Annotated in this window: 19 protein-coding genes and 1 pseudogene; 12 read left to right on the top strand and 8 right to left on the bottom strand. The window is 74.7% G+C overall.

What is annotated here, in order from left to right; all coding sequences use genetic code 11:
* Nucleotides 1-223 precede the first annotated feature (223 nt).
* From KSNIM_RS29265 to KSNIM_RS29245, 5 genes are all read left to right on the top strand, one after another.
* Nucleotides 224-1,876 (top strand): APC family permease, encoded by a 1,653-nt coding sequence (locus KSNIM_RS29265; protein ID WP_263106134.1) that lies wholly within the window; start codon nt 224-226, stop codon nt 1,874-1,876.
* Between the two features lie 383 nt (nt 1,877-2,259).
* A complete protein-coding gene (locus KSNIM_RS29260) occupies nt 2,260-3,288 on the top strand; it encodes a phosphotransferase family protein (RefSeq protein WP_263106133.1) in 1,029 nt (342 codons plus the stop codon).
* 3 nt (nt 3,289-3,291) lie between these two features.
* A complete protein-coding gene (locus KSNIM_RS29255) occupies nt 3,292-4,515 on the top strand; it encodes an acyl-CoA dehydrogenase family protein (RefSeq protein WP_263106132.1) in 1,224 nt (407 codons plus the stop codon).
* 1 nt (nt 4,516) lies between these two features.
* On the top strand, nt 4,517-5,701 hold the full coding sequence (locus KSNIM_RS29250) for an acyl-CoA dehydrogenase family protein (protein ID WP_263106131.1): 1,185 nt from the start codon (nt 4,517-4,519) through the stop codon (nt 5,699-5,701).
* The gene (locus KSNIM_RS29245) at nt 5,698-6,831 is read left to right on the top strand and encodes an acyl-CoA dehydrogenase family protein (RefSeq protein ID WP_263106130.1); all 1,134 of its coding nucleotides are present in this window, start codon (nt 5,698-5,700) and stop codon (nt 6,829-6,831) included. Before KSNIM_RS29250 ends, KSNIM_RS29245 begins: the two co-directional genes overlap by 4 nt.
* Nucleotides 6,832-6,919: 88 nt before the next feature.
* Here KSNIM_RS29245 and def read toward each other — a convergent pair.
* Nucleotides 6,920-7,582 (bottom strand): annotated as a pseudogene (def, locus tag KSNIM_RS29240) (peptide deformylase); the annotation flags it as partial.
* A gap of 97 nt (nt 7,583-7,679) precedes the next feature.
* Here def and KSNIM_RS29235 point away from each other — a divergent pair.
* Nucleotides 7,680-8,234, top strand: coding sequence for a helix-turn-helix domain-containing protein (locus tag KSNIM_RS29235; protein WP_263106129.1), 555 nt, complete (start codon nt 7,680-7,682; stop codon nt 8,232-8,234).
* 148 nt (nt 8,235-8,382) lie between these two features.
* On the opposite strand, the gene KSNIM_RS29230 is transcribed toward KSNIM_RS29235, so the two are convergent.
* From KSNIM_RS29230 to KSNIM_RS29220, 3 genes are read right to left on the bottom strand one after another with little or no spacing between them, the layout of a single operon-like run.
* Nucleotides 8,383-9,348: an NADPH:quinone oxidoreductase family protein gene (locus KSNIM_RS29230; RefSeq protein WP_263106128.1), complete on the bottom strand. Its 966-nt coding sequence runs from the start codon at nt 9,346-9,348 to the stop codon at nt 8,383-8,385.
* The gene (locus KSNIM_RS29225; protein ID WP_263106127.1) at nt 9,345-10,133 is read right to left on the bottom strand and encodes an SDR family oxidoreductase; all 789 of its coding nucleotides are present in this window, start codon (nt 10,131-10,133) and stop codon (nt 9,345-9,347) included. Before KSNIM_RS29225 ends, KSNIM_RS29230 begins: the two co-directional genes overlap by 4 nt.
* On the bottom strand, nt 10,130-10,885 hold the full coding sequence (locus KSNIM_RS29220; RefSeq protein WP_263106126.1) for an SDR family oxidoreductase: 756 nt from the start codon (nt 10,883-10,885) through the stop codon (nt 10,130-10,132). The genes KSNIM_RS29225 and KSNIM_RS29220 overlap by 4 nt, the downstream gene beginning before the upstream one ends.
* Nucleotides 10,886-11,012: 127 nt before the next feature.
* On the opposite strand from KSNIM_RS29220, the gene KSNIM_RS29215 reads away from it, so the two are divergent.
* Nucleotides 11,013-11,627, top strand: a complete 615-nt coding sequence (locus KSNIM_RS29215; protein ID WP_263106124.1) for a TetR/AcrR family transcriptional regulator — start codon at nt 11,013-11,015, stop codon at nt 11,625-11,627.
* A gap of 116 nt (nt 11,628-11,743) precedes the next feature.
* The gene (locus KSNIM_RS29210; RefSeq protein ID WP_263106123.1) at nt 11,744-12,508 is read left to right on the top strand and encodes a DUF2470 domain-containing protein; all 765 of its coding nucleotides are present in this window, start codon (nt 11,744-11,746) and stop codon (nt 12,506-12,508) included.
* Between the two features lie 68 nt (nt 12,509-12,576).
* Here KSNIM_RS29210 and KSNIM_RS29205 read toward each other — a convergent pair whose 3' ends face one another.
* Nucleotides 12,577-13,362, bottom strand: coding sequence for a VOC family protein (locus tag KSNIM_RS29205; RefSeq protein WP_263106122.1), 786 nt, complete (start codon nt 13,360-13,362; stop codon nt 12,577-12,579).
* 207 nt (nt 13,363-13,569) lie between these two features.
* On the opposite strand from KSNIM_RS29205, the gene KSNIM_RS29200 reads away from it, so the two are divergent.
* Both KSNIM_RS29200 and KSNIM_RS29195 read left to right on the top strand, forming a co-directional pair.
* Entirely contained in the window at nt 13,570-14,781 is a 1,212-nt protein-coding gene (locus KSNIM_RS29200) for an NAD(P)/FAD-dependent oxidoreductase (protein WP_263106121.1), read from the top strand.
* 90 nt (nt 14,782-14,871) lie between these two features.
* Nucleotides 14,872-16,137, top strand: a complete 1,266-nt coding sequence (locus KSNIM_RS29195; RefSeq protein ID WP_263106119.1) for an MFS transporter — start codon at nt 14,872-14,874, stop codon at nt 16,135-16,137.
* Nucleotides 16,138-16,278: 141 nt separating this feature from the next.
* Here the strand turns inward: KSNIM_RS29195 and KSNIM_RS29190 are convergent, their stop codons facing one another.
* Nucleotides 16,279-16,551 (bottom strand): DUF1876 domain-containing protein, encoded by a 273-nt coding sequence (locus KSNIM_RS29190; RefSeq protein WP_263106118.1) that lies wholly within the window; start codon nt 16,549-16,551, stop codon nt 16,279-16,281.
* A 174-nt stretch (nt 16,552-16,725) separates the two neighbouring features.
* On the opposite strand from KSNIM_RS29190, the gene KSNIM_RS29185 reads away from it, so the two are divergent.
* Nucleotides 16,726-17,253, top strand: a complete 528-nt coding sequence (locus tag KSNIM_RS29185; RefSeq protein ID WP_263106116.1) for a DUF1990 family protein — start codon at nt 16,726-16,728, stop codon at nt 17,251-17,253.
* Nucleotides 17,254-17,407: 154 nt separating this feature from the next.
* A complete protein-coding gene (locus KSNIM_RS29180; RefSeq protein WP_263106115.1) occupies nt 17,408-19,033 on the top strand; it encodes an FAD-dependent monooxygenase in 1,626 nt (541 codons plus the stop codon).
* Nucleotides 19,034-19,114: 81 nt separating this feature from the next.
* Here the strand turns inward: KSNIM_RS29180 and KSNIM_RS29175 are convergent, their stop codons facing one another.
* Together KSNIM_RS29175 and KSNIM_RS29170 are read right to left on the bottom strand one after the other, a co-directional pair.
* Entirely contained in the window at nt 19,115-19,789 is a 675-nt protein-coding gene (locus tag KSNIM_RS29175; RefSeq protein WP_263106113.1) for an anti-sigma factor family protein, read from the bottom strand.
* Nucleotides 19,786-20,379 (bottom strand): sigma-70 family RNA polymerase sigma factor, encoded by a 594-nt coding sequence (locus KSNIM_RS29170; protein WP_411543791.1) that lies wholly within the window; start codon nt 20,377-20,379, stop codon nt 19,786-19,788. Before KSNIM_RS29170 ends, KSNIM_RS29175 begins: the two co-directional genes overlap by 4 nt.
* Nucleotides 20,380-20,578 lie beyond the last annotated feature (199 nt).

Genomic DNA, 20,578 nt, shown 5'->3' with positions numbered 1-20,578 from the left:
CCCGCCAGCCAATTCCTCAAGAGAAGCTCAAATTTACAAACCTTTGCCCTACCTGCACATACGCCAACTCGCAGGCACTCCAAGGGATTTGACGAATAATCATGATCATCGCCGCTCGGGGCAGATAACTATTCGGAATCATGGGGTTCTGTTCGACAAATCACTCCGCCTAGCCTTGGGCAACTCTCAACCCCTGCCATTCATCGAGAGGTCAATCCCACCCATGGCTTCTGTCGACCAGCTCGCCCCGTCCTCCGCCCCGCCGAACGGCACAGGCAGCCGATCACTGCGGCGCGAGGTCGGGCTGATCGGCCTCCTCTGGGCCTCCGTCGGCTCGATCATCGGCTCCGGCTGGCTGTACGGCGCGAAGAACGCCGTCATGGTCGCCGGCCCGGCGGCCCTCGTCTCCTGGGGCATCGGCGCGGTCGCGATCGTTCTGCTCGCGTTCGTCCACGCCGAGCTCGGCGGCCTCTTCCCGGTCGCCGGCGGCACCGCCCGCTACCCGCACTACGCCTTCGGCGGACTCGCCGGCATGTCGTTCGGCTGGTTCTCCTGGCTGCAGGCGGCGACGGTCGCCCCCATCGAGGTCGAGGCCATGATCGGCTACGCCGGTCACTGGGAGTTCGCCAAGGGCTTCCTGAACGACAACGGCACCCTCACGGTCAGCGGCTTCGTCGTCGCCGTCCTGCTCATGGGCGTCTTCGTCGCGGTCAACTTCCTCGGCGTCCGCGTGCTGGCGCACACCAACTCGGTGGCGACCTGGCTGAAGATCGCCGTCCCGCTGGCCACGATCCTCGTGCTCGCGGTGACCAACTTCCACGGCGGCAACTTCACCTCGCACGGCTTCGCGCCGTTCGGCATCAAGGGCGTGCTCGCCGCGATCAGCACCAGCGGCATCATCTTCGCGCTGCTCGGCTTCGAGCAGGCCATCCAGCTGGCCGGCGAGAGCAAGAACCCCAAGCGCGACATCCCGCGCGCGGTGCTCGGCTCGGTCGCCATCGGCACCCTGATCTACGTCCTCCTGCAGGTCGTCTTCATCGCCGCGCTGCCCGGCACCGCCTTCGCCAAGGGCTGGGAGAACCTCGACTTCCCCGGCATCTCCGGCCCGTTCGCCGGCCTCGCCACCCTGGTCGGCCTCGGCTGGCTCGCCTGGGTGCTGTACTTCGACGCCATCGTCTCCCCCGGCGGCACCGGCCTGATCTACACCACCTCCACCTCGCGCATCTCCTACGGCCTCAGCAAGAACGGCTACGCCCCGCAGCTGTTCGAGCGGGTCGACAAGCGGGGCGTGCCGTGGTTCGGCCTGATCATCTCCTTCGTCACCGGCGTGATCTGCTTCCTGCCCTTCCCGAGCTGGCAGGAGCTGGTCGGCTTCATCACCTCCGCCTCGGTGCTGATGTACGCCGGCGCCCCGCTCGCCTTCGGCGCCCTGCGCCGCCGCCTGCCGGACCGCGAGCGCTCCTACCGCCTGCCGTTCGGCGAGGTGATCGCCCCGCTGTCCTTCATCGTGGCCAGCCTGATCATCTACTGGACCGGCTGGCACACCCTGGCCCGCCTCGGCATCGCCATCCTCATCGGCTACCTGCTGCTCGGCAGCTACGCCGCGTACGCCGTCCGCAAGGGCCTGCCGAACGCGCCGCGTCTGGACTGGCGCCCGGCGCAGTGGCTGCCGGCCTACCTGGTCGGCCTCGGCCTGATCTCCTGGCAGGGCGGCTTCGGCGACGGCACCGGCACCATCCCGATGTGGTGGGACATGCTGCTCGTCGCGGCCTTCGCGCTCGGCATCTACCACTGGGCGATCCGCGTGGCCCTGCCCGCCGACGCGATCGACCAGAACATCGAGGACGTCGAGGTCGTCGACGAGGGCGGCCACTGACCCCACCCTCCGGGCAGGACCGGACCGGTCACCGAAGGGACTTCCTGCCCGCACCACCCGAGGAGCCCGGCCGCCCCACAGCGGCCGGGCTCCCCCGGTTTCCGGCCCCAACCGCCCCAGGGCATCCACCCGCCTCCGGGGCGTCCCGCCGCCCCCACGAGCCGTCCCGGCAGAGCTGCCGCGGACGGCTCGTGGCGTTCCCGTGCGCGCCCCGGAGGGCGTCGCGGCACACCCGGCCCGCACGCCGGGACACCCGGGAGGCCGTGCGGGCCGTTGACAAGGGGAGGGCGCCGCGGCGAAGCTAAGCAAGCGCTTAGTCAGTGCGTGAGTCAGTGCTTGAGTCAGCGCTTGATCCGATCAGTCCTTCCCCGAGGCGAGGGCCCATGAGCGACACCCCCGAGACCCCACCCGGTCTCGACCTGGACCGGCTGCGCGAGCGGCTCGACGCAGAACGTCCGGGCACCGTCACCGGCCCGCTGCGGGCGAAGCTGTTCGAGGGCGGCAAGTCCAACCTGACCTACCTGCTGGAGGACGGCACCGGGCGGTGGGTGCTGCGCCGGCCGCCGCTCGGCCACGTCCTCGCCACCGCACACGACATGACCCGCGAGCACACCGTGCTGGCCGCCCTGCACCCCACCCGCGTCCCGGTGCCGCGGCCGCTGCTGCTGGTCGAGGACACCGAGGTGATCGGCGCGCCCTTCTACCTCATGGAGTACGTCGAGGGCACCCCGCACCGGGACGCCGAGGCGCTCGGCGCGCTCGGCCCGGAGCGGGTGCACGCGCTCGGCCTGCACCTGGTCGACACCCTGGTCGACCTGCACGCCGTGGAGCCCGAGGCGGTCGGCCTCGGCGCGTTCGGCCGCCCCGAGGGCTTCCTGGAGCGCCAGCTGCGCCGCTGGGGCAAGCAGCTGGACGCCTCCCGCAGCCGAGAGGTGGCCGGCATCGACGACCTGCACGAGCAGCTGGCCCGCACCCTGCCGGCCTCCCCCGCGCCCGCACTGGTACACGGCGACTATCGGCTGGACAACGTCCTGGTCGGCCCGGACGACCGGATCCGCGCCGTCCTCGACTGGGAGATGTCCACCCTCGGCGACCCGCTCACCGACCTCGGCCTGCTGGTGATGTACACCGAGCTCGCCCGCCGCTTCAACGGCGTGCTGCCCGGCGCCGCCCTCGCCGAGGGCTTCCCGCAGACCGCCGAACTGGTCGCCCGGTACGCAGCGGGCTCCGGCCGGGACGTCTCGGCGCTCGGCTGGTACACCGGCTTCGCCTCCTTCAAGCTCGCGGTCGTGCTCGAGGGCATCCACTACCGCTTCACCCAGGGCGGAACGGTCGGAGCCGGCTTCGACCGGGTCGGCGAACTCGTCCCGCTGTTCGTGCAGTTCGGCCTCACCGCACTCAAGGAGCGCTGACCCGTGGACTTCTCCTTCGACACCCGGACCGAGGAGCTGCGCTCCCGGCTGCTCGACTTCATGGACGAGCACGTGTACCCGGCCGAGCCGGTGCTCGCCGCGCAGCTCGCCGACCCGGCCCGCGAGCCGTGGACGATCCCGCCCGTCGTCGCCGAACTCCAGGCCGCCGCACGGGAACGCGGCCTGTGGAACCTCTTCCTGCCCGGTGGGGCCGGTGCCGGCCTCACCAACCTCCAGTACGCGCCGCTCGCCGAGATCACCGGCCGCTCGGTGCTGCTCGCCCCCGCCGCGCTCAACTGCGCCGCCCCGGACACCGGCAACATGGAGGTGCTCGACCAGTTCGGCAGCGAGGAGCAGCGCAAGCAGTGGCTGGAGCCGCTGCTCGCCGGCGAGATCCGCTCCGCCTTCGCGATGACCGAGCCGGACGTCGCCTCCTCGGACGCCTCCAACATCACCACCCGGATCGAGCGGGACGGCGACGAGTACGTCGTCAACGGCCGCAAGTGGTACATCACCGGCGCGATGAACCCCAACTGCCGGATCTTCATCGTCATGGGCAAGACCGACCCCACCGCCGCCAAGCACCGGCAGCAGTCGATGATCCTGGTGCCCCGCGACACCCCGGGCGTCACCGTGAAGCGCGGCATGACCGTCTTCGGCTACGAGGACCAGGACCACGGCGGGCACGCCGAGGTGCTCTTCGAGGACGTCCGGGTGCCCGCCGCCAACCTCATCGGCGAGGAGGGCTCCGGCTTCGCCATCGCCCAGGCCCGGCTCGGTCCGGGCCGGATCCACCACTGCATGCGGGCCCTCGGCATCGCCGAACGCGCGCTGGAGCTGATGTGCCGCCGGGCCGTCGCCCGGGTCGCCTTCGGCCGGCCGCTGGCCGACCAGGGCGTGGTGCAGGACTGGATCGCCGAGTCCCGGGTGCGGATCGAGCAGGCCCGGCTGCTGGTGCTGAAGACCGCCTGGCTGATGGACACCGTCGGCAACCGCGGTGCGCACACCGAGATCCAGGCCATCAAGATCATCGTCCCGCAGACCGTCGAGTGGATCCTCGACAAGGCCGTGCAGACCCACGGCGCCGCCGGCGTCAGCCAGGACACCCCGCTCGCACAGCTCTGGGCCGGCAACCGCACCCTGCGGCTCGCCGACGGCCCCGACGAGGTGCACCGCCGCTCGCTCGCCCGGCGCGAGCTGGGCCGCTACCAGAAGAAGGAGGGCTGACATGGCCGTCCGTGAAGAGGACCTCCGGCAGCGGGTGGCGGAGCTGCTCGCCGCCCACGACCCGGCGGCCACCGACCGGCTCGACTTCCTGCGGGCCCGGTTCGACGCCGGCCTCGCCTGGGTGCACTTTCCCGAAGGGCTCGGCGGCCTGGGCGCACCGCGGCCCCTGCAGGCAGTCGTGGACGCCGAGTTGGCCGCCGCCGGAGCACCCGGCAACGACCCCCGCAAGATCGGCATCGGCCTCGGCATGGCCGCCCCCACCATCCTCGCGTACGGCACCGAGGAGCAGAAGCGGCGCTTCCTGCGGCCGCTCTGGACGGGCGAGGAGGTGTGGTGCCAGCTCTTCTCCGAGCCCGGCGCCGGCTCCGACCTCGCCGCGCTCGGCACCCGGGCCGTCCTCGACGACGACACCTGGACGGTGGACGGCCAGAAGGTCTGGACGTCCAGTGCGCACACCGCACGCTGGGCGATCCTGATCGCCCGCACCGACCCTGACGTGCCCAAGCACCGCGGCATCACCTACTTCGTCTGCGACATGACCGACCCCGGCGTCGAGGTCCGGCCGCTGCGGCAGATCACCGGCGAGGCCGAGTTCAACGAGGTCTTCCTCACCGGCGTCCGCATCCCCGACGCGCACCGGCTCGGCGCCGTCGGCGAAGGCTGGCAGGTCGCCCAGACCACCCTCAACAACGAGCGGGTCGCCATCGGCGGCCAGGCGGCACCGCGCGAGGCCGGCATGGTCGGCGTCGTGGCCGGGACGTGGCGCGCCCGGCCCGAACTGCGCACCCACGACCTCCACCAGCGGCTCCTCAAGGGCTGGGTGGACGCCGAGGTCGCCCGGCTCACCGGCGAACGGCTGCGCCAGCAGCTCGCGGTCGGCCAGCCCGGCCCCGAGGGCGCCGCCATGAAGCTCGCCTTCGCCCGCCTCGCCCAGGAGTTGAGCGGCCTGGAGGTCGAACTCCTCGCCGAGGACGGCCTCGCCTACGACGACTGGACGATGGTCCGGCCCGACCACGTCGACTTCACCGGCCGCGAGGCCGGCTACCGCTACCTCCGCGCCAAGGGCAACTCCATCGAGGGCGGCACCTCGGAGATCCTGCGCAACATCATCGCCGAGCGCGTCCTCGGCCTGCCCGGCGAGCCGCGCGCCGACAAGAACGTGCCCTGGAAGGAGCTGCCGCGATGACCGACGCCACCGGCCCGGCCGACCTGCTGTACTCCGAGGTCGAGGAGGAACTGCGCAGCAGCGTACGGGCCTTGCTCGCCGACCACTGCCCGCCCGAGGCGATCCTCGCGCGCTGCGAGGGGCCCGTGCCGTACGACCCGGCGCTGTGGCGCAAGCTCGCCGCCGACCTCGGCACGGCCGGCCTCCAGGTGCCCGAGGAGCTCGGCGGGGCCGGTGCGTCGCTGCGCGAGACCGCGGTCGTCCTGGAGGAGCTGGGGCGCAGCGCGGCGCCCGTGCCGTTCCTCGGCAGCGCGGTGCTCGCGACGACCGCGCTGCTCGCCTGCGGCGCCGAGGAGCTGGTGTCGTCACTCGCCGGCGGGGAGCGGACGGCCGCGCTGGCCGTGCCGCTCTCCACCGCGCCCGGGGCCGGGTTCCCGGCGACCGTCCGGGTGGACGGGGCCGGCACGCTGAGCGGGCGGATCACCTCGGTCGCCGACGCCCTCGTCGCGGACGTGCTGCTGGTGCCGGCCGTCGGGCCGGACGGGGCCGCCCTGTACGCGGTCGACGCGGCGGCGGCCGGACTGGCCGTCGCCCGCCGGACGTCGCTGGACCTCACCCGCCCGCTGGCCGACCTCGCGCTGACCGGGGTGCCCGGGCGGCGGCTGGCCGCCGGTGCAGCGGCCGGGGAGGCGGTGCGGCGGGCGCTGCTGACGGGGGCCGGGCTGCTCGCCTCCGAGCAGCTGGGCATCGCCGAGTGGTGTCTGTCGACGACCGTGGCGTACCTGAAGGACCGGACCCAGTTCGCCCGGCCGGTCGGCTCGTTCCAGGCCCTCAAGCACCGGCTGGCCGACCTGTGGCTGGAGACCGTCGGGGCGCGGGCCGCGGCCCGGTACGCGGCGGACGTGCTGGCGCGCGGCGATGCCGACGCGGAGGTCGCGGTGGCGGTGGCGCAGGCGCACTGCGGGGCGGTGGCGGTGCGGGCGGCCGAGGAGTGCGTGCAGCTGCACGGCGGCATCGGGATGACCTGGGAGCACCCGGCGCACCTCTACCTCAAGCGCGCCAAGGCCGACCAGATCGCCCTCGGCACCCCGGGCGCCCACCGGGCCGCCCTGGCGCACCTGGTGGACCTCCCGGCGCCGGTGGCCGGCTGAGCAGGAGGGGCGCACGGGCGCCGCAGGGGGAGCCGACGGCGGTCTCCCTCCGCGGCGCCCGGCCCGTTCTCGGCACGGCGGGGTGCGCGGCGCGAAGCCGCTCCGCCCCGGCCGCGCGCTGCGCAAGGACGCGTTCGCGCCGCTCGGCCGTCTGCCGCAGGGCCTCGCGGCAGTCCCGCCCGGCGAGGCGGTCGAGGTGGAGGCGGCCCTGCAGGTGGTCCGTCTCGTGCTGCAGGCAGCGGGCGAAGCAGCCGGTGCCCTCGACCGTGGTCGGACGGCCCTCGCGGTCCTGCCCGCGAACGACGGTGCGGGCGGAGCGCGGCACCTCCACGGCCGCACCGGGGACGGAGAGGCAGCCCTCGTCGTCGAGGAGGCGGCGCGCGCACGTCCTCCGGGTCGAGCACGGGGTTGAGGACGTGGCCGACGCGGCGGACGCCGGCGTCGTCGAGGCAGTCGTAGACGAAGAGTTGCAGGTCGACACCGACCTGACTGGCCGCCGCGCCGGCGCCTTCGGCGGTGTACACGGGGGCGAACATGTCGTCGATCAGCCGGGTGAGGCCCGGGCTGCCGAACTCCGTGTCCGCCGGGCGGCACGGCCGGTGCAGGATCCCTCCCCCACTTCCGTGATCCGCAGCACCGTGCCCCTGGTCGCCTCGGGCGAAGGCACCGGGCAGCGGTCGACCGGTTCGCCCTGGACCAGGACGCGTGACCCGTCGGCCGTCCGGGCGCGGTGGTGGTGCTGCTCCGCCATCGGTGTTCCCCCTTGCCTGTCGGGCACGGGCCCGCGGCTGCCTGCCGGCGCTTGCCTGCGCTTGCCGGATGATTTGCAAAGCAGCAGACTTTGCAAAGTGACTGAGGGAGCGTCAATTCAGCGGAGGGCCGCACGGCCCGGCGGCGAACTGTCCGATCACGAGGTGCGGACGGCGCTGCTGCGCCTGCTGGCGGAGGAGGGCACGGTCACGGCCACCGGTGCGGCGGGGCGCCTCGGGTACAGCTCGGGGTTGTGCTCGTTCCACCTCAGGCAGCTGGCCCGGTACGGCCGGATCGAGGAGGTGCCGCAGACCGGGGGCCGGGCCAGGCCGTGGCGCCTGCGGCAGGCGGGGGGCGGGGCGACGGAGGAGACGGGCCGGGACGGGGAGTTCGGCGAGCCGGCGCGCGACCTGGAGGCCGAGAGCGACCGGCAGTGGCTGGCCCGTCGCGGGCGGGCGCCGGAGGGGTGGCGGCACGACGAGGCGTTCAGCGCCGTCGTCCACCTGACGCCGGAGGAGATGTCCCGGCTCGCCGAAGAGGTACGGCAGTTGCTCGCCCGGTACGGCGACCGGGACGACCGGCCGGCCGGGCGGCCGGCGGCGGCGCGGCCGGTCGCGGTGGTCGCCCGGCTGTTCCCGCTGCTCGGCGGCTGACGCGGCGAAGCCAGGACAGGGACGCGTGGGGGCACCTCCCGGCGGAAGGCTGGGGGGAGAACCGCGCGGGGCCGAAGGGCGCTGCATGTGCCGTTCCGCTGCTCGCGGTTCTCCCCCGGCCTTCGGCCGGAAGGGCGTCGCCGCCCGGTTACGGGTGGACGGTCAGGCGGCCGATGGAGGTGCCGTCGGCGACCTTCTGGACGGCGGTGGCGGCCTCGGCGAACGGGAGGCGCTCGCCGATCAGGGGTTTGACGACGCCCTTGGCGGCGAGGGCGGTGAGTTCGGCGTGGCAGTCGCGGACCGCCCGCGGGTCGTACGTGTTGTACAGGCCCCAGTGCAGGCCGAGGATGGCGTAGTTCTTGACCAGGGCGTGGTTGAGGCCGGGGGCCGGGATGGTGCCGCCGGCGAAGCCGACGACGAGGATGCGGCCCTCGAAGGCGATGCACTTGGTGGAGCCGGTGTAGGCGTCGCCGCCGACCGGGTCGAAGACGACGTCGGCGCCGCGGCCGCCGGTGGCCTCCTTGACGACGGCGGTGAAGTCCTCGTGGTGGCGGTCGATCACCAGGTCGGCGCCGAGTGCCGCGGCAGCGGCGGCCTTGTCCGGCCCGCCGACCACGCCGATGACCCGGGCGCCGGCGGCCTTGCCGAGCTGGACGGCGGCGCTGCCGACGCCGCCGGCCGCGGCGTGCACGAGGAGGGTTTCTCCGGCCTGCAGGCGGGCCCGGCGGTGCAGGCCGAACCAGGCGGTCTGGTAGCCGATGTGCAGAGCGGCGGCCTCGGCGTCGTCCAGTGCCGGCGGGGCGGGGAAGGCGGCGGCCGGGTCCATCAGGGCGTACTCGGCGAATGCGCCGGCGGGCAGCAGCGCGGTGCCGACGACGCGGTCGCCGGCGCGGTCGCCGGAGGCGATCTCGCCGCAGAGTTCGACGCCGGGGGTGAAGGGCAGCGGCGGGCGGACCTGGTAGTGGCCGCGGCACATCAGGGCGTCGGGGAAGTTGACGGCTGCGGCGCGGACCTTCACCAGCAGCCGGCCCTCGCCGGGTTCGGGGCGTTCGGTCTCGGTCTGCCGCATCACTGCGGCGGGTTCGCCGAGTTCGGTGACCTGCCAGGCCTTCATGCGGGGCTGCCCTCCTTGGTCTCGATGGCCTGCTGGAGGTGGTTCATGCCGCCGATCCAGCGGTCGGGGGTGGTGGCCCGGGCGGCGTAGTAGTCGGCGACCTCGGGGTGCGGGAGGACGAGGAACCGCTCCTCGGCGATCGCCGCGAGGGTGGCCGCGGCGACCTCGTCCGGCTCGATGGCGTTCGGGGTGAGCAGGACCTGGCCGGCGGCGCCGGTGCCCTCCAGCATGGCCGTGCGGACGCCCTGCGGGCAGAGGGCGTGGACCTTGAGCCCTCGGTGCCGGTAGGTGGCGGCGAGCCATTCGGCGAAGGCGAGGGCGCCGTGCTTGGAGACGGCGTACGGGGCGGAGCCGAGCATGGTGAGCAGGCCGGCTGCGGAGACGGTGGCGAGGAAGCGGCCCTCGCCGCGCTCCAGCCAGTCGGGGAGCAGCTGTTCGGCGGCGCGGACGTGGGACATCACGTTGACGTCCCAGGCGCGGGCCCAGACCTCCGGTCCGGCGTCGGCGCCGCCGACGGGGGCGATGCCGGCGTTGGCGCAGTAGACGTCGATCCGGCCGAGGGCGTCACGGGCGGCGGCGATCAGGGCGGCGACGCCCTCGGGCGAGGCCGCGTCGCCGGGGGCGGGGGTGCCGCCGATCCGGGCGGCGACGGCCTCGGCGGCCTCCGCATCGAGGTCGTTGACGACGACGCGGGCGCCGGCGGCGGCGAAGGCTGCGGCGAGGGCTTCGCCGATGCCGCGGCCGGCGCCGGTGACGACGACGCCCTGCCCGGCGAGGCCGGTCACAGCCCGCCGCCCAGGGTGACGCCGCCGTCGACGACGAGGGTCTGGCCGGTGATCCAGGCGGCGTCCTGCGACAGCAGGAAGGCGACGGCGCCGGCGATGTCCTCGGGCAGGCCGAGGCGGCCGAGCGGGTAGGCGCGGACGACCCTCTCCTCGCGGCCCTCGAAGAGCGCCTCGGCGAACTTGGTCTTCACCACGGCGGGTGCGACCGCGTTGACCCGGATGTCCGGTCCGAGGTCGGCGGCGAGCTCCATGGTGAGGCGCATCAGGGCGGCCTTGCTGACGCCGTACATGCCGATGTTGGCGGAGGCGCGGATGCCCGCGATGGAGGCGACGTTGACGACCGCGCCGCCGTTCTCGCCCATCCAGGCGGCGTGGGCGCGGCGGGTCCAGGCGAGCGGGGCGAGGACGTTCACGGCGAGGATCTTGGCGGCCACCGCGGGGTCGGTGTCGAGCACCGGCCCGTAGGCGGGGTTGATGCCGGTGTTGTTGACCAGCATGTCCAGCCGGCCGAAGGTCTCCAGGGTGCGGGCGACGGCCTCCTCCTGGTGGGCCGCGTCGTCCGACTTGCCGGCCACGGCGAGGGCGTGGTCGGGGCCGCCGAGGTCCCGGACGGCCTCAGCGAGCGGCTCGGGGTTGCGGGCGGTGATGCAGACCTTGGCGCCGCGCTGGACCAGCTCGCGGGCGATGCCGAGGCCGATGCCCCGGCTGGCGCCGGTGACCAGGGCCACCTGGCCCTTGAAGGAGGGTGTCATCGCCGAACCTTTCGCCGTACGTCTCGACAGGGTGCTGACTAAGCGCTTGCTTAACATGTTGGCGACGGGCCACACTGTCAACAGCCGGGCGCACTCCGGCCTTGATCCGTCTGCGAGGATTGACGCCATGACCGACCAAGCGACCGCCGACCTGTGGCCCGGGGAGCGCACCGAGGCCGCCCGGCGCCTGCTGCTCGCGGCCGTCGAGTCCTTCGCCCGCCGCGGCTACCACGCCACGACGACCCGGGACATCGCCACCGGCGCCGGAATGAGCCCCGCTGCGCTCTACATCCACTATCCGTCCAAGGCGGCCCTGCTCTCCGAGATCAGCCGCACCGGGCACCGGGCCACCCTCGACCTGGTGGAGCAGGCCGAGGCGTCGAGCGGCGAGCCGGTGGAGCAGATGCGGCGCCTGGTCGAGGAGTTCACCGCCTGGCACGCCCGCGGCCACACGGTGGGCCGGATCGTCAACAACGAGCTGCACGCACTGCCCGAGGACGCCTTCGCCGACGTGGCCGAGCTGCGCATCCGGATCGAGGACACCGTCCGGCGGATCATCGAGAAGGGCGTCGCCCGGGGCGAGTTCGAGGTGCCGGACTCCCGGACGGCGGCCCGGGCCGTGACGTCGCTGGGCATCGACGTCGCCCGCTGGTACACCGACCGCTCCACCGAGAGCCCCGAGGAGCTCGGCCGCCGCTACGGCACCCTGGTGCTGCGGATGCTCGGATCGGCGGCCGGCTGACCGCGGCGACGGACGCACCGCGCGACCGGCCCCGAACACGCCGGGACACATCTGCACATGCCACTGGCGCCCCTTGGGAATTAGGCTAGGCTTACCTAACCTGACGAGGAGGGGCGATGTCCGACGCCGTGCCGAGTGCCGCCGAACGAATCCGTACGCTGCTGGAGTTCGCCTCCTCGGTGGTGCTGGACGTACCCGGGATCGACCTGGTCGAGCGGCCCGGACCGCCGCCACTGGTGGACTGCGCCGTCCTGCCGGACGGTGCGGTCGCGGTGCTGGTCGAGGACGGCTCGCCGGTGCACCGGATCGCGGTGCTGGCCCGCCGCGACGGCCCGGTCACCGCGGAGCTCGACGCCGTCGACGTGGCACCGGTCGCGCTGCCGCACCGCATCCGCGGCCGGGCCGCGGTGCAGGGCCGGCTGAGCGTCCTCTCCCGGGCCACCCCGGCCCGGATCGCCGCACTCTTCCCGCGCCGCCGAGCCACCGGCCACGTGCTGCTCTGCCTGGAACCCGAGCACCTCGCGGTGGAGGACCTCTGGGGCTCGGCCTGCTGCGTCGAACCGGCCGCCTTCGCCGCCGCCGCCTCCGACCCGCTCGCCGCCGAGGAGGCCCAGCTGCTGCAGCACCTCGACTCCTCGCACGCGGACCAGGTGCGCGCCCTCGGCCTGCGGGCGGCCGGTCAGCGCTCCGCACCGAGCGCCGACGGTGTCCGCGCCGTCCGGCCGGTCGCGCTCGACCGCTTCGGCCTGCGGCTGCGGCTGGTCGGCGCGGACGGCCGGGTGCTGGACGCCCGCTTCGAGTTCGGCCACCCGGTCCGCACCGCCGAGGAACTCCCGGAGGCGATGCGCCGACTCTTCGCCCACGCCACCGCCGACCGCTGACCGGCGACCGGCGACCGGCGACCGGCGGGGGTGGTCAGCGGCCGCGGGCCGGCGACCGGGCGGCGCCGTCAGCCGTCGCCGAGGGTGTGGCCGGGGCCGATGACCGAGAAGATGCCGCCCTCGGTGTCCTGGAGGCGCGCCGTACGGCCGTACGGGGTGTCCCCCGCGGGCTCGGCGACGCTGCCGCCGAGTTCGACCGCCCGCAGGACGGCCGCGTCGGTGTCGGCCACCGAGAAGAACACCTCCCAGTGCGGGGCCTGGCCGCGGGCGGCCCGCAGTGCGGCCACGTTGCGGCCCTCCGAGCGGAGCACCACCCGCTCGTGCTCGTAGCGGACCTCGAAGTGCTCCTTGTCCCGGGAGTCCCAGCGGAACACCTCGCCGTAGAAGAGGGCGGCGGCGAACGGGTCCGGGGAGCGCAGCTCGATCCAGACCGGGGCGCCCGGCTCCTTCATCCAGGTCTCGACACCGGGCTCGCCCTCCCAGATGCCGAACACGGCGCCCTGCGGGTCGGCGGCCAGCGCCACCCGGCCGGCGTCGAAGGCGAGCGGCCCCACCGCGAGGGTGCCGCCGCGCTCGCGCACGCCCTCGGCCGCACGGTCCGCGCTCTCGATGCCGAAGTAGGTCGTCCAGGCCACCGGCGGCTGCCAGTCGCCGGCCATCACGCCGAGCCCGGCCACCTCGACGCCGTCGACGACCGCCCACACGTACTCGCCCCAGCGGTCCGGTCCGGGTTCGAAGGTCCACCCGAGCAACGGGCCGTAGAAGGCCTTGGCGACGCCGAGGTCCCGGGCCATCAGGCTGACCCAGCACGGCACCGCCGGGACGCACCGCACCCTGGCCCTCTGCTCACCCATGCGGGCTTCTCCTTCCGGTTCGTGGCCCTGCTCAGCCTAGGGGCTGACCGGTCGCTCGCGTCGGATCAGCGCGCGGCTCCCGGCGGGAGGGCGTTGCCCGGTCCGGTGCCGCCCGGGGTGTCGCCGGTCCTGCGGCGGCAGTGGGCGGGCATGCTCCCAGGTGGCGGGCCCGGACGGCGGGCGGAGCAGTCGAACGAGGGAGCGATCATGGAGCAGCCGTACGTCGTCGTCGGGGCGAGCCTCGCCGGGGCGAAGGCCGTCGAGGCCCTGCGCGCCGAGGGGTACCGGGGGCCGGTCGAGCTGATCGGCGAGGAGCCGGACCTGCCCTACGAGCGGCCGCCGCTCTCCAAGGGCTACCTGCAGGGCAAGACGCCGCGCGCCGAGTTCGACGTCCACTCCGCCGACTGGTACCGCGAGAACGACGTCACGCTGCGGCTGGGCACGGCCGTCACCGCGATCGACCCTGGGGGGCACGCGGTGACCCTGGCGGACGGCGGACGGCTGGGCTTCGCCAAGCTCCTGCTGACGACCGGGGCCTCGCCACGCCGGCTGCCGGTGCCCGGCGGCGACCGGCCCGACGTGCTGACGCTGCGCCGGGTCGGGGACAGCGAGCGGATCCGGGACCGGCTGGCGCCGGGGGCGCGGATCGTCGTGGTCGGCGCGGGCTGGATCGGCCTGGAGACCGCGGCGGCGGCCCGGCTGGCGGGCGCCGAGGTGACGGTGCTGGAGGTCGCCGAACTGCCGCTGCTGCGGGTCCTCGGCCGCGAGGTCGCGCAGGTCTTCGCGGACCTGCACCGGGCGAAGGGCGTCGACCTGCGGTTCGGCGTGCAGGTCGCCGCGGTCGAGGACGGCGGGGTGCGGCTGGGCGACGGCTCGCTGGTGCCCGCCGACACCGTGGTCGTCGGCGTCGGCATCAAGCCCAACGCGCAGCTGGCCGAGGCCGCCGGGCTGGAGGTGGACAACGGGGTCCGCACCGACGAGCACCTGCGCACCTCGCACCCGGACGTCTTCGCGGCCGGCGACGTGGCCAACGCCTTCCACCCGCTGTTCGGCCGGCCGATCCGGGTCGAGCACTGGGCGAACGCGCTCAACCAGCCCGCCACCGCGGCGAAGTCGATGCTCGGCCGGGACGCGGTGTACGACCGGGTGCCGTACTTCTTCACCGACCAGTACGACCTGGGCATGGAGTACACCGGCTACGTGGAGCCCGGCGGCTACGACCGGGTGGTGTTCCGCGGGGACGTGCCGGGGCGGGAGTTCATCGCCTTCTGGACGTCCGGCGGCCGGGTGCTCGCCGGCATGAACGTGAACGTCTGGGACGTCACCGACCCGATCCGCGAACTGGTGCGCTCCGGGCGGGCGGTGGACGAGGCGCGGCTCGCCGACCCGGACGTGCCGCTGGCGGACCTCGCGGGCTGACCGGCGGCCCCGACCCGTCCGCCGCGGCCGCCCGGTTGTCGGTGGCATGACCTAGGGTCGGGTCGGACACCGTCGCCGGGAGGGACCGCCATGCCGCACCGAGGACTGCTGCCGCCCGCGGGCCCGGCCCGCGGGCTGGCCGGCGCCCAGCTGACCAACGCGCTCGGCGACGGCGCCTTCCTGGTCACCTCGGCGCTGTACTTCACCCGGGTGGTCGGGCTGTCCGCCGGGCGGATCGGCCTCGGCCTCACCCTCGGCTGGGCGGCCGGCGCCCTGGCGGGCGTGCCGCTCGGGCACCTGGCCGACCGGCGCGGCCCGCGCGGGGTGGCGGCCCTGCTGGCGGTGGCCACCTCGGCGGCGGTGGGGGTGTTCCTGCTCGCCGGGTCCTTCCCGGTGTTCCTGGCGGCCGCCGTGCTGTACGGCTGCGCGCAGAGCGGCCTGGGGGCGGCCCGCCAGGCGCTGCTCGCGGGTCTGGTGGAGCCGGCCCGGCGGACGGAGGTCCGGGCGTACCTGCAGTCCACCGTCAACGCCGGCCTGGCGGTCGGCGCGGCGATGGGCGGCGCGGCGCTGCACCTGGACACCCCGGCCGCGTACCGGGCGGTGCTGGCGGTGGACGCGCTGAGCTTCCTCGCCGCGGCGGTGCTGCTGTCCCGGCTGCCCGCGGTCGCGCCGTCGGTGGCGGTGGCGGGCGAGCCGCGGCTGGCGGTGCTGCGCGACCGGCCCTACGCGCTGCTGGCGCTGCTGAACACGGTGATGCTGCTCTACATGCCGCTGCTGTCGCTGATCGTGCCGCTGTGGATCGTCGGGCGGACGGCCGCGCCGGACTGGCTGACCGCGGCGCTGCTGGTGCTGAACACGCTGACGGTGGTGGTCTGCCAGGTGCGGGTGGCCCGCGGGGTGGCGTCCCTCGCCGCGGCGGCCCGGTACGTCCGGTGGGCCGGGGTGCTGCTGCTGGCCTGCTGCGCGGCGTTCGCGGTGTCCTCCTCCGGCACCTCGGCATGGTCGGCCGCGGCGGTGCTGCTGCTCGCGGCGGCGCTGCAGGTGGCCGGGGAGATGATGCTGGCGGCCGGCTCCTGGGAGATCGCCTTCGGCCTGGCACCGGCCGACCGGCAGGGCCAGTACCAGGGCTTCTTCGGTACGGGGGTGGCGGTGGCCCGCATGGTCGGCCCGGTGCTGCTCACCTCGCTGGTGCTCGGCGGCGGGGCCCGGGGCTGGCTGGTGCTGGGCGGGATGTTCGCGCTGGCGGGTGCGGCGACCGGGCCGGCGGTGCGCCTGGCCGAGCGCTCCCGGCCGGCACCGGCCCGGGCCGGGAGCACGCAGCTGCCCGCGGAGCCGGTGGCCGGCTCCGCCGGCTAGGGACGTGTCTTCGACGGCGCGTCGGTAACCCACCAAGGGACGCGTGACGGACCTCCCGGCCTTCGGCCGGGAGGTGCCCCCACGCGCCCCTGAACCGACCACCGGGCACCCGTCGAAGAGTCCCAGCCCGGTGCCGGCGGGCTACATCAGCGGGTGGTCGGGGGCCTTGGCGTTCTCCTTGAGTTCGCCGTGGGCCTTGGTCAGCAGTTGCATGGCGAGGTCGTTGAGGGCGCGCGCCCCGGCGACCTCCTCGCCCACCCTGGGCTGCGGGCTGTCGGCGTGGTGGCGGGTGCTGAAGCCGTGCGAGCGGACCTCGGTGCCGTCCGACAGACGGACCATCGCGACCGCCTTCGTCCGGTCGCCCTCTTCCTGGAACTCCAACTCGATGTGCCATCCGACGAGTGTGTGCATCATGGCGGCCACCTCCTGGGGTTTCCCCTCCAGCGTGCGCCGTGCCCCGGAACCCCGCCATCTCGGGCCGTCCGGCGCCGCCCGGGCCCGCGCCGCCCCCGGATCCGAACGCGTTCACCCCCGCCCGTAGGGTCGGCGGTGACGCACCCGCACCGCTCCCCCGCCCACGGAGGCCCGATGACCTTCACCTACCCGGAGGTCGGCGCCACCGCCGGTCCGGGACCGCTGCCCGCCGGCTACCACCACCTGCACCACCGCACCGCGGTCGGCCACGGGCCCGCGGACTTCGCCGCCGCCGGGCTGGCCGTCACCACCTGGCGGATGCACCGCGCGGCCCGCGTCCTGATCGACGCCGACGGCCCGCGGGCCGTCCCCGGCACCCGGGTCACCTGCGGGATCGGCTTCGGCCCGGCCAGGATCACCGCCCCCTGCGAGGTCGTCCGGGCCGTCGACGAGCCCCGCCGCACCGGCTTCGCCTACGGCACCCTGGCCGGCCACCCCGAGTGCGGCGAGGAGGCCTTCGTCGTCGAACTCGGCGCGGACGGCACCGTCTGGTTCACCGTCACCGCCTTCAGCCGCCCCGCCACCCGCCCCACCCGCCTCGCCGGCCCCCTCGTCCCGCTCTTCCAGCGCCTCTACGCCCGCCACTGCGGCCGCACCCTGCGCCGCCTCACCGCCCGCGGAGGTCCCCCCGGCCCGCGCTGAACCGCGGTGCCGGAGCTCGGGGACCCCGGGGGCACCTGAATCGACCACCGAGCACCGCGGAAGACGGCTCCTGAGCCCCGGCGAGTGGCAGGGGGCGATCCGGGGTGCGCACGCTGGTGGCAGAGGACGTGCCCGCGGCGGATGGGAGCCGGTCATGGTGGACACGGACGTGCTGGTGGTCGGTGCCGGGCCGGTCGGGCTCACCGCCGCGGCGGAGCTGCGGCGGCACGGCGCCGAGTGCCGGATCGTCGACCGGCTGGCCGCACCGCACCGCTACGCGAAGGCCGTCGGCGTGCAGCCCCGCACCCTGGAGGTCTGGGACACCATGGGCCTGGCCCGGCAGGTGCTCGCCGAGGCCGTGCCGATGCACGGCCAGCTGAGCTGGGTCGACGGCGAGGAGAAGCCGCGGATCGAGCTGGCGCTGCCGCCGGACGTGCCCTACTCCTTCGCCGCACTGCCGCAGTACGTCACCGAGGAACTGCTCACCGGGCATCTGGAGACGTACGGCACGCGGGTGGAGCGCGGCTGCGAGCTGCTCTCCTTCGAGCAGGACCCGGACGGCGTGACGGCCGTGCTGCGGACGTCCGCCGGCACCGAGCGCGTCCGCTGCCGGTACCTGGTCGGCTGCGACGGCGCGCACAGCGCGGTCCGCAAGGCCCTCGGCCTGGACTTCGGCGGCGGCGCCTTCGGGGAGTCGTACATGCTCGGCGACGTCGAGATCGACTGGGACATGCCCTCCGGGTACGGCGTGCGGGTGGTGCGCCACCGGCCGGACGGTGCGCCCGACGACGTGCTGGTGGCGATCCCGCTGCCGGGCCGCAACCGCTACCGGATGTCCGCGGTCGCCGCACCGGAGCTCGTCGGCGACGCCGGCGGCGCGGACGGGATCGCGCACGGCCTGGACGCCGGCGGACTGCCCGGGGTCGAGCACCTGCAGGCCGTCGTCGACCGGCTCTCGCCGCAGCCGGCGACGGTCTCCGCCGTGCGCTGGTCCTCCGTCTTCCGGATCAGCCACCGGCTGGCCGGCCGCTACCGGCAGGGCCGGGCGTTCATCGCCGGGGACGCCGCCCACATCCACCCGCCGACCGGCGCGCAGGGTATGAACACCGGCATCCAGGACGCCTACAACCTCGCCTGGAAGCTCGCCCTGGTGCTGCGCGGCGCCGCCGGGGACGCCCTGCTCGACAGCTACGACGCCGAACGCCGCCCGGTCGGCGAGGAGGTCGTGGGCCGCACCGTCCGGCATGCGCGCGCCGGCATCGGCACGGACGGCGACAGCATGGCGACCCTGCTGCGCCGCGAGGCCCAGCTGCTGGTCGGCTATCCGGACAGTCCACTGCTCGACCCGGCCGCCGCGGACGGCGACGCGGTCCTGCCCGTCCGGCCGGGCGATCGGGCGCCGGACTGCCGCGGCCTCGTCCAGCCCCTCGCGACCTTCCCGCAGCGGCTGTTCGACCTGCTCCGCGGCCCGCACCACACCCTGCTGCTCTACCTCGGCCCGGACGCGCCCGCCGGACTGCCGGCCGTCTGTGCCCGGGCCGGCCGCGAGGCGGCCCGCGGCGAACTGGACGTCTACGCCGTGCTCGCTCCGGGCAGCACGGCGGACACCCCCGGGGTGGCGGCCGTCCGCGACGGGCTGGACGAGTTCCGCGCCGCGTACGGGGCGCGCAGCCCCGAGGCCGTGCTCGTCCGCCCCGACGGCCACCTCGCCGGGCGCATCCACCCGGCCGCCCCGGAGGGGATCGCGGCCCTGCTGCGCCGCACCTTCACCGGGCCCTGAGGGCGGCGGAGAAGCACGGACCCGCCTCGGCCGGGTGGGCGCGGTGCCGGCCGGGGCGGGGGCTGGGCGGTTCAGGGCGGTTCAGGCGGCCTTCGCCGGGACGGAGACCAGCAGCTGGTTGCCGTCGACGGTGCGGACCTCGAAGTGGTCGATGTCGCCGGGGGCGAGCGCGGCGCCACCGGTGGTCTGCAGCGCCTCGGTCCCGTAGCCGGTCGGCGGCACCGACCAGGTGGTGACGGTCTGGCGCTCCCCCGTGCGGGAGACCGCGACCAGGTCGCAGACCTTCGGCCCGCTCACGTGCGAGAGCGACAGGCTGATGCTGCTGCCCCACTTCTTCGGCTCGACACCGACCTGGGCAGAGACACCCGTCCCCGGGTCGGTGGCGGCGAACTGCGCGGTCGCGGCGGGCGGCGTGTGCGTGTCACCGCTGGTCGCTGCCAGGGTGGCCAGCGGGCCGCCGACCACCAGCACCGCCGCGGCGGCGACCAGCGCCAGTCGGCGCACGCGGTTGCGCCTCCGGGTCGCGGAGACCTCGCCGACCAGCCGGTCGAGCAGTTGCGGCGAGGGCGGTGCGGCGACCGGGCCGGCCTCCGCGAGTTCGGCCAGCAGCGGTGCCACACCGGAGAGTTCGTCGATCTCCGCGGCACAGACCGCGCAGCCGGCCAGGTGCTGCTCGAAGGCTTCGAGGTCCTCCGGGTCCAGGACGCCGAGGATGTACGCGCCGACGTCGACGTGCTGCCCGTGGTGCGACGTCACGATGTCACTCCTCGCTCCTCCAGCGCGATCTTCAGGGCGCGCAGCCCGTAGAAGATGCGCGACCTGACCGTACCCGCGGGGATGCCGAGCTCCGCGGCGGCCTCGTTGACGGTACGCCCCTTGAGATACGTCTCGACGATGACCTCGCGGTGCGCTTCGGTCAGGTCGTCGAGCGCGTCGGAGATGGTCATCAGCCGCAGTGCCTTCTCGAGTTCGTCCTCGGCGGGCAGCAGCTCCAGCGGCGCGGGGTCGACCTCGCGCGGCCGGGCCATGCTGCTGCGGTGGCCGTCGATCACGATCCGCCGCGCGACGGTGACCAGCCACGGGCGCAGCGACCCGGTGGCGGCCTCGTCCAGGCGGTGGATGTTGCGCCAGGCGCGGACCAGCGTCTCCTGCACCACGTCCTCGGCGCGCTGCCGGTCGCCGCCGACCAGGCGCAGCACGAAGCCGAACAGCGGGCCTGCGTGGTCCCGGTAGAGGGCACGCATCAGCTCTTCGTCGGGCGCCGGGGCCGGGCCGCCGGTGGGCGGACCTCCCGCGTCCGCCCTCCGTCGGTACGGATGCTCGGTCACGGCGCCATCCTTGCGCACGTGCACCTCCAGGTCGAGACGTTGCCCGGGTCGGGACGGGGTGTGGGACGGGGTCGCGACAGGGCCGGGACGGCTTCGGGACAGTCGGCCCCGAACCAGGGGTGTTCGCCGCGCGGTCCCGGGCCTCAAGTCGGTGGCGGATCCTGTCGATAACGGTGGTGGGTGCGGCGCGGGCGCCCGCGCCGCACCCGACCTGCGG

The organism is Kitasatospora sp. DSM 101779 (assembly GCF_025655475.1).
In the GTDB taxonomy this organism is placed as follows: domain Bacteria; phylum Actinomycetota; class Actinomycetes; order Streptomycetales; family Streptomycetaceae; genus Kitasatospora.
Note: the sequence above shows the minus strand (reverse complement) of the source record. Positions and strands in the feature narration are given on the sequence as shown.

Excerpts from the sequence above, each read along its gene's own strand:
- KSNIM_RS29265 (WP_263106134.1), top strand. The coding sequence starts at position 224 with ATGGCTTCTGTCGACCAGCTCGCCCCGTCCTCCGCCCCGCCGAACGGC.
- KSNIM_RS29260 (WP_263106133.1), top strand. The coding sequence starts at position 2,260 with ATGAGCGACACCCCCGAGACCCCACCCGGTCTCGACCTGGACCGGCTG.
- KSNIM_RS29250 (WP_263106131.1), top strand. The coding sequence starts at position 4,517 with ATGGCCGTCCGTGAAGAGGACCTCCGGCAGCGGGTGGCGGAGCTGCTC.
- KSNIM_RS29245 (WP_263106130.1), top strand. The coding sequence starts at position 5,698 with ATGACCGACGCCACCGGCCCGGCCGACCTGCTGTACTCCGAGGTCGAG.
- KSNIM_RS29230 (WP_263106128.1), bottom strand. The coding sequence starts at position 9,348 with ATGAAGGCCTGGCAGGTCACCGAACTCGGCGAACCCGCCGCAGTGATG.
- KSNIM_RS29220 (WP_263106126.1), bottom strand. The coding sequence starts at position 10,885 with ATGACACCCTCCTTCAAGGGCCAGGTGGCCCTGGTCACCGGCGCCAGC.
- KSNIM_RS29215 (WP_263106124.1), top strand. The coding sequence starts at position 11,013 with ATGACCGACCAAGCGACCGCCGACCTGTGGCCCGGGGAGCGCACCGAG.
- KSNIM_RS29210 (WP_263106123.1), top strand. The coding sequence starts at position 11,744 with ATGTCCGACGCCGTGCCGAGTGCCGCCGAACGAATCCGTACGCTGCTG.
- KSNIM_RS29205 (WP_263106122.1), bottom strand. The coding sequence starts at position 13,362 with ATGGGTGAGCAGAGGGCCAGGGTGCGGTGCGTCCCGGCGGTGCCGTGC.
- KSNIM_RS29200 (WP_263106121.1), top strand. The coding sequence starts at position 13,570 with ATGGAGCAGCCGTACGTCGTCGTCGGGGCGAGCCTCGCCGGGGCGAAG.
- KSNIM_RS29195 (WP_263106119.1), top strand. The coding sequence starts at position 14,872 with ATGCCGCACCGAGGACTGCTGCCGCCCGCGGGCCCGGCCCGCGGGCTG.
- KSNIM_RS29190 (WP_263106118.1), bottom strand. The coding sequence starts at position 16,551 with ATGATGCACACACTCGTCGGATGGCACATCGAGTTGGAGTTCCAGGAA.
- KSNIM_RS29185 (WP_263106116.1), top strand. The coding sequence starts at position 16,726 with ATGACCTTCACCTACCCGGAGGTCGGCGCCACCGCCGGTCCGGGACCG.
- KSNIM_RS29180 (WP_263106115.1), top strand. The coding sequence starts at position 17,408 with ATGGTGGACACGGACGTGCTGGTGGTCGGTGCCGGGCCGGTCGGGCTC.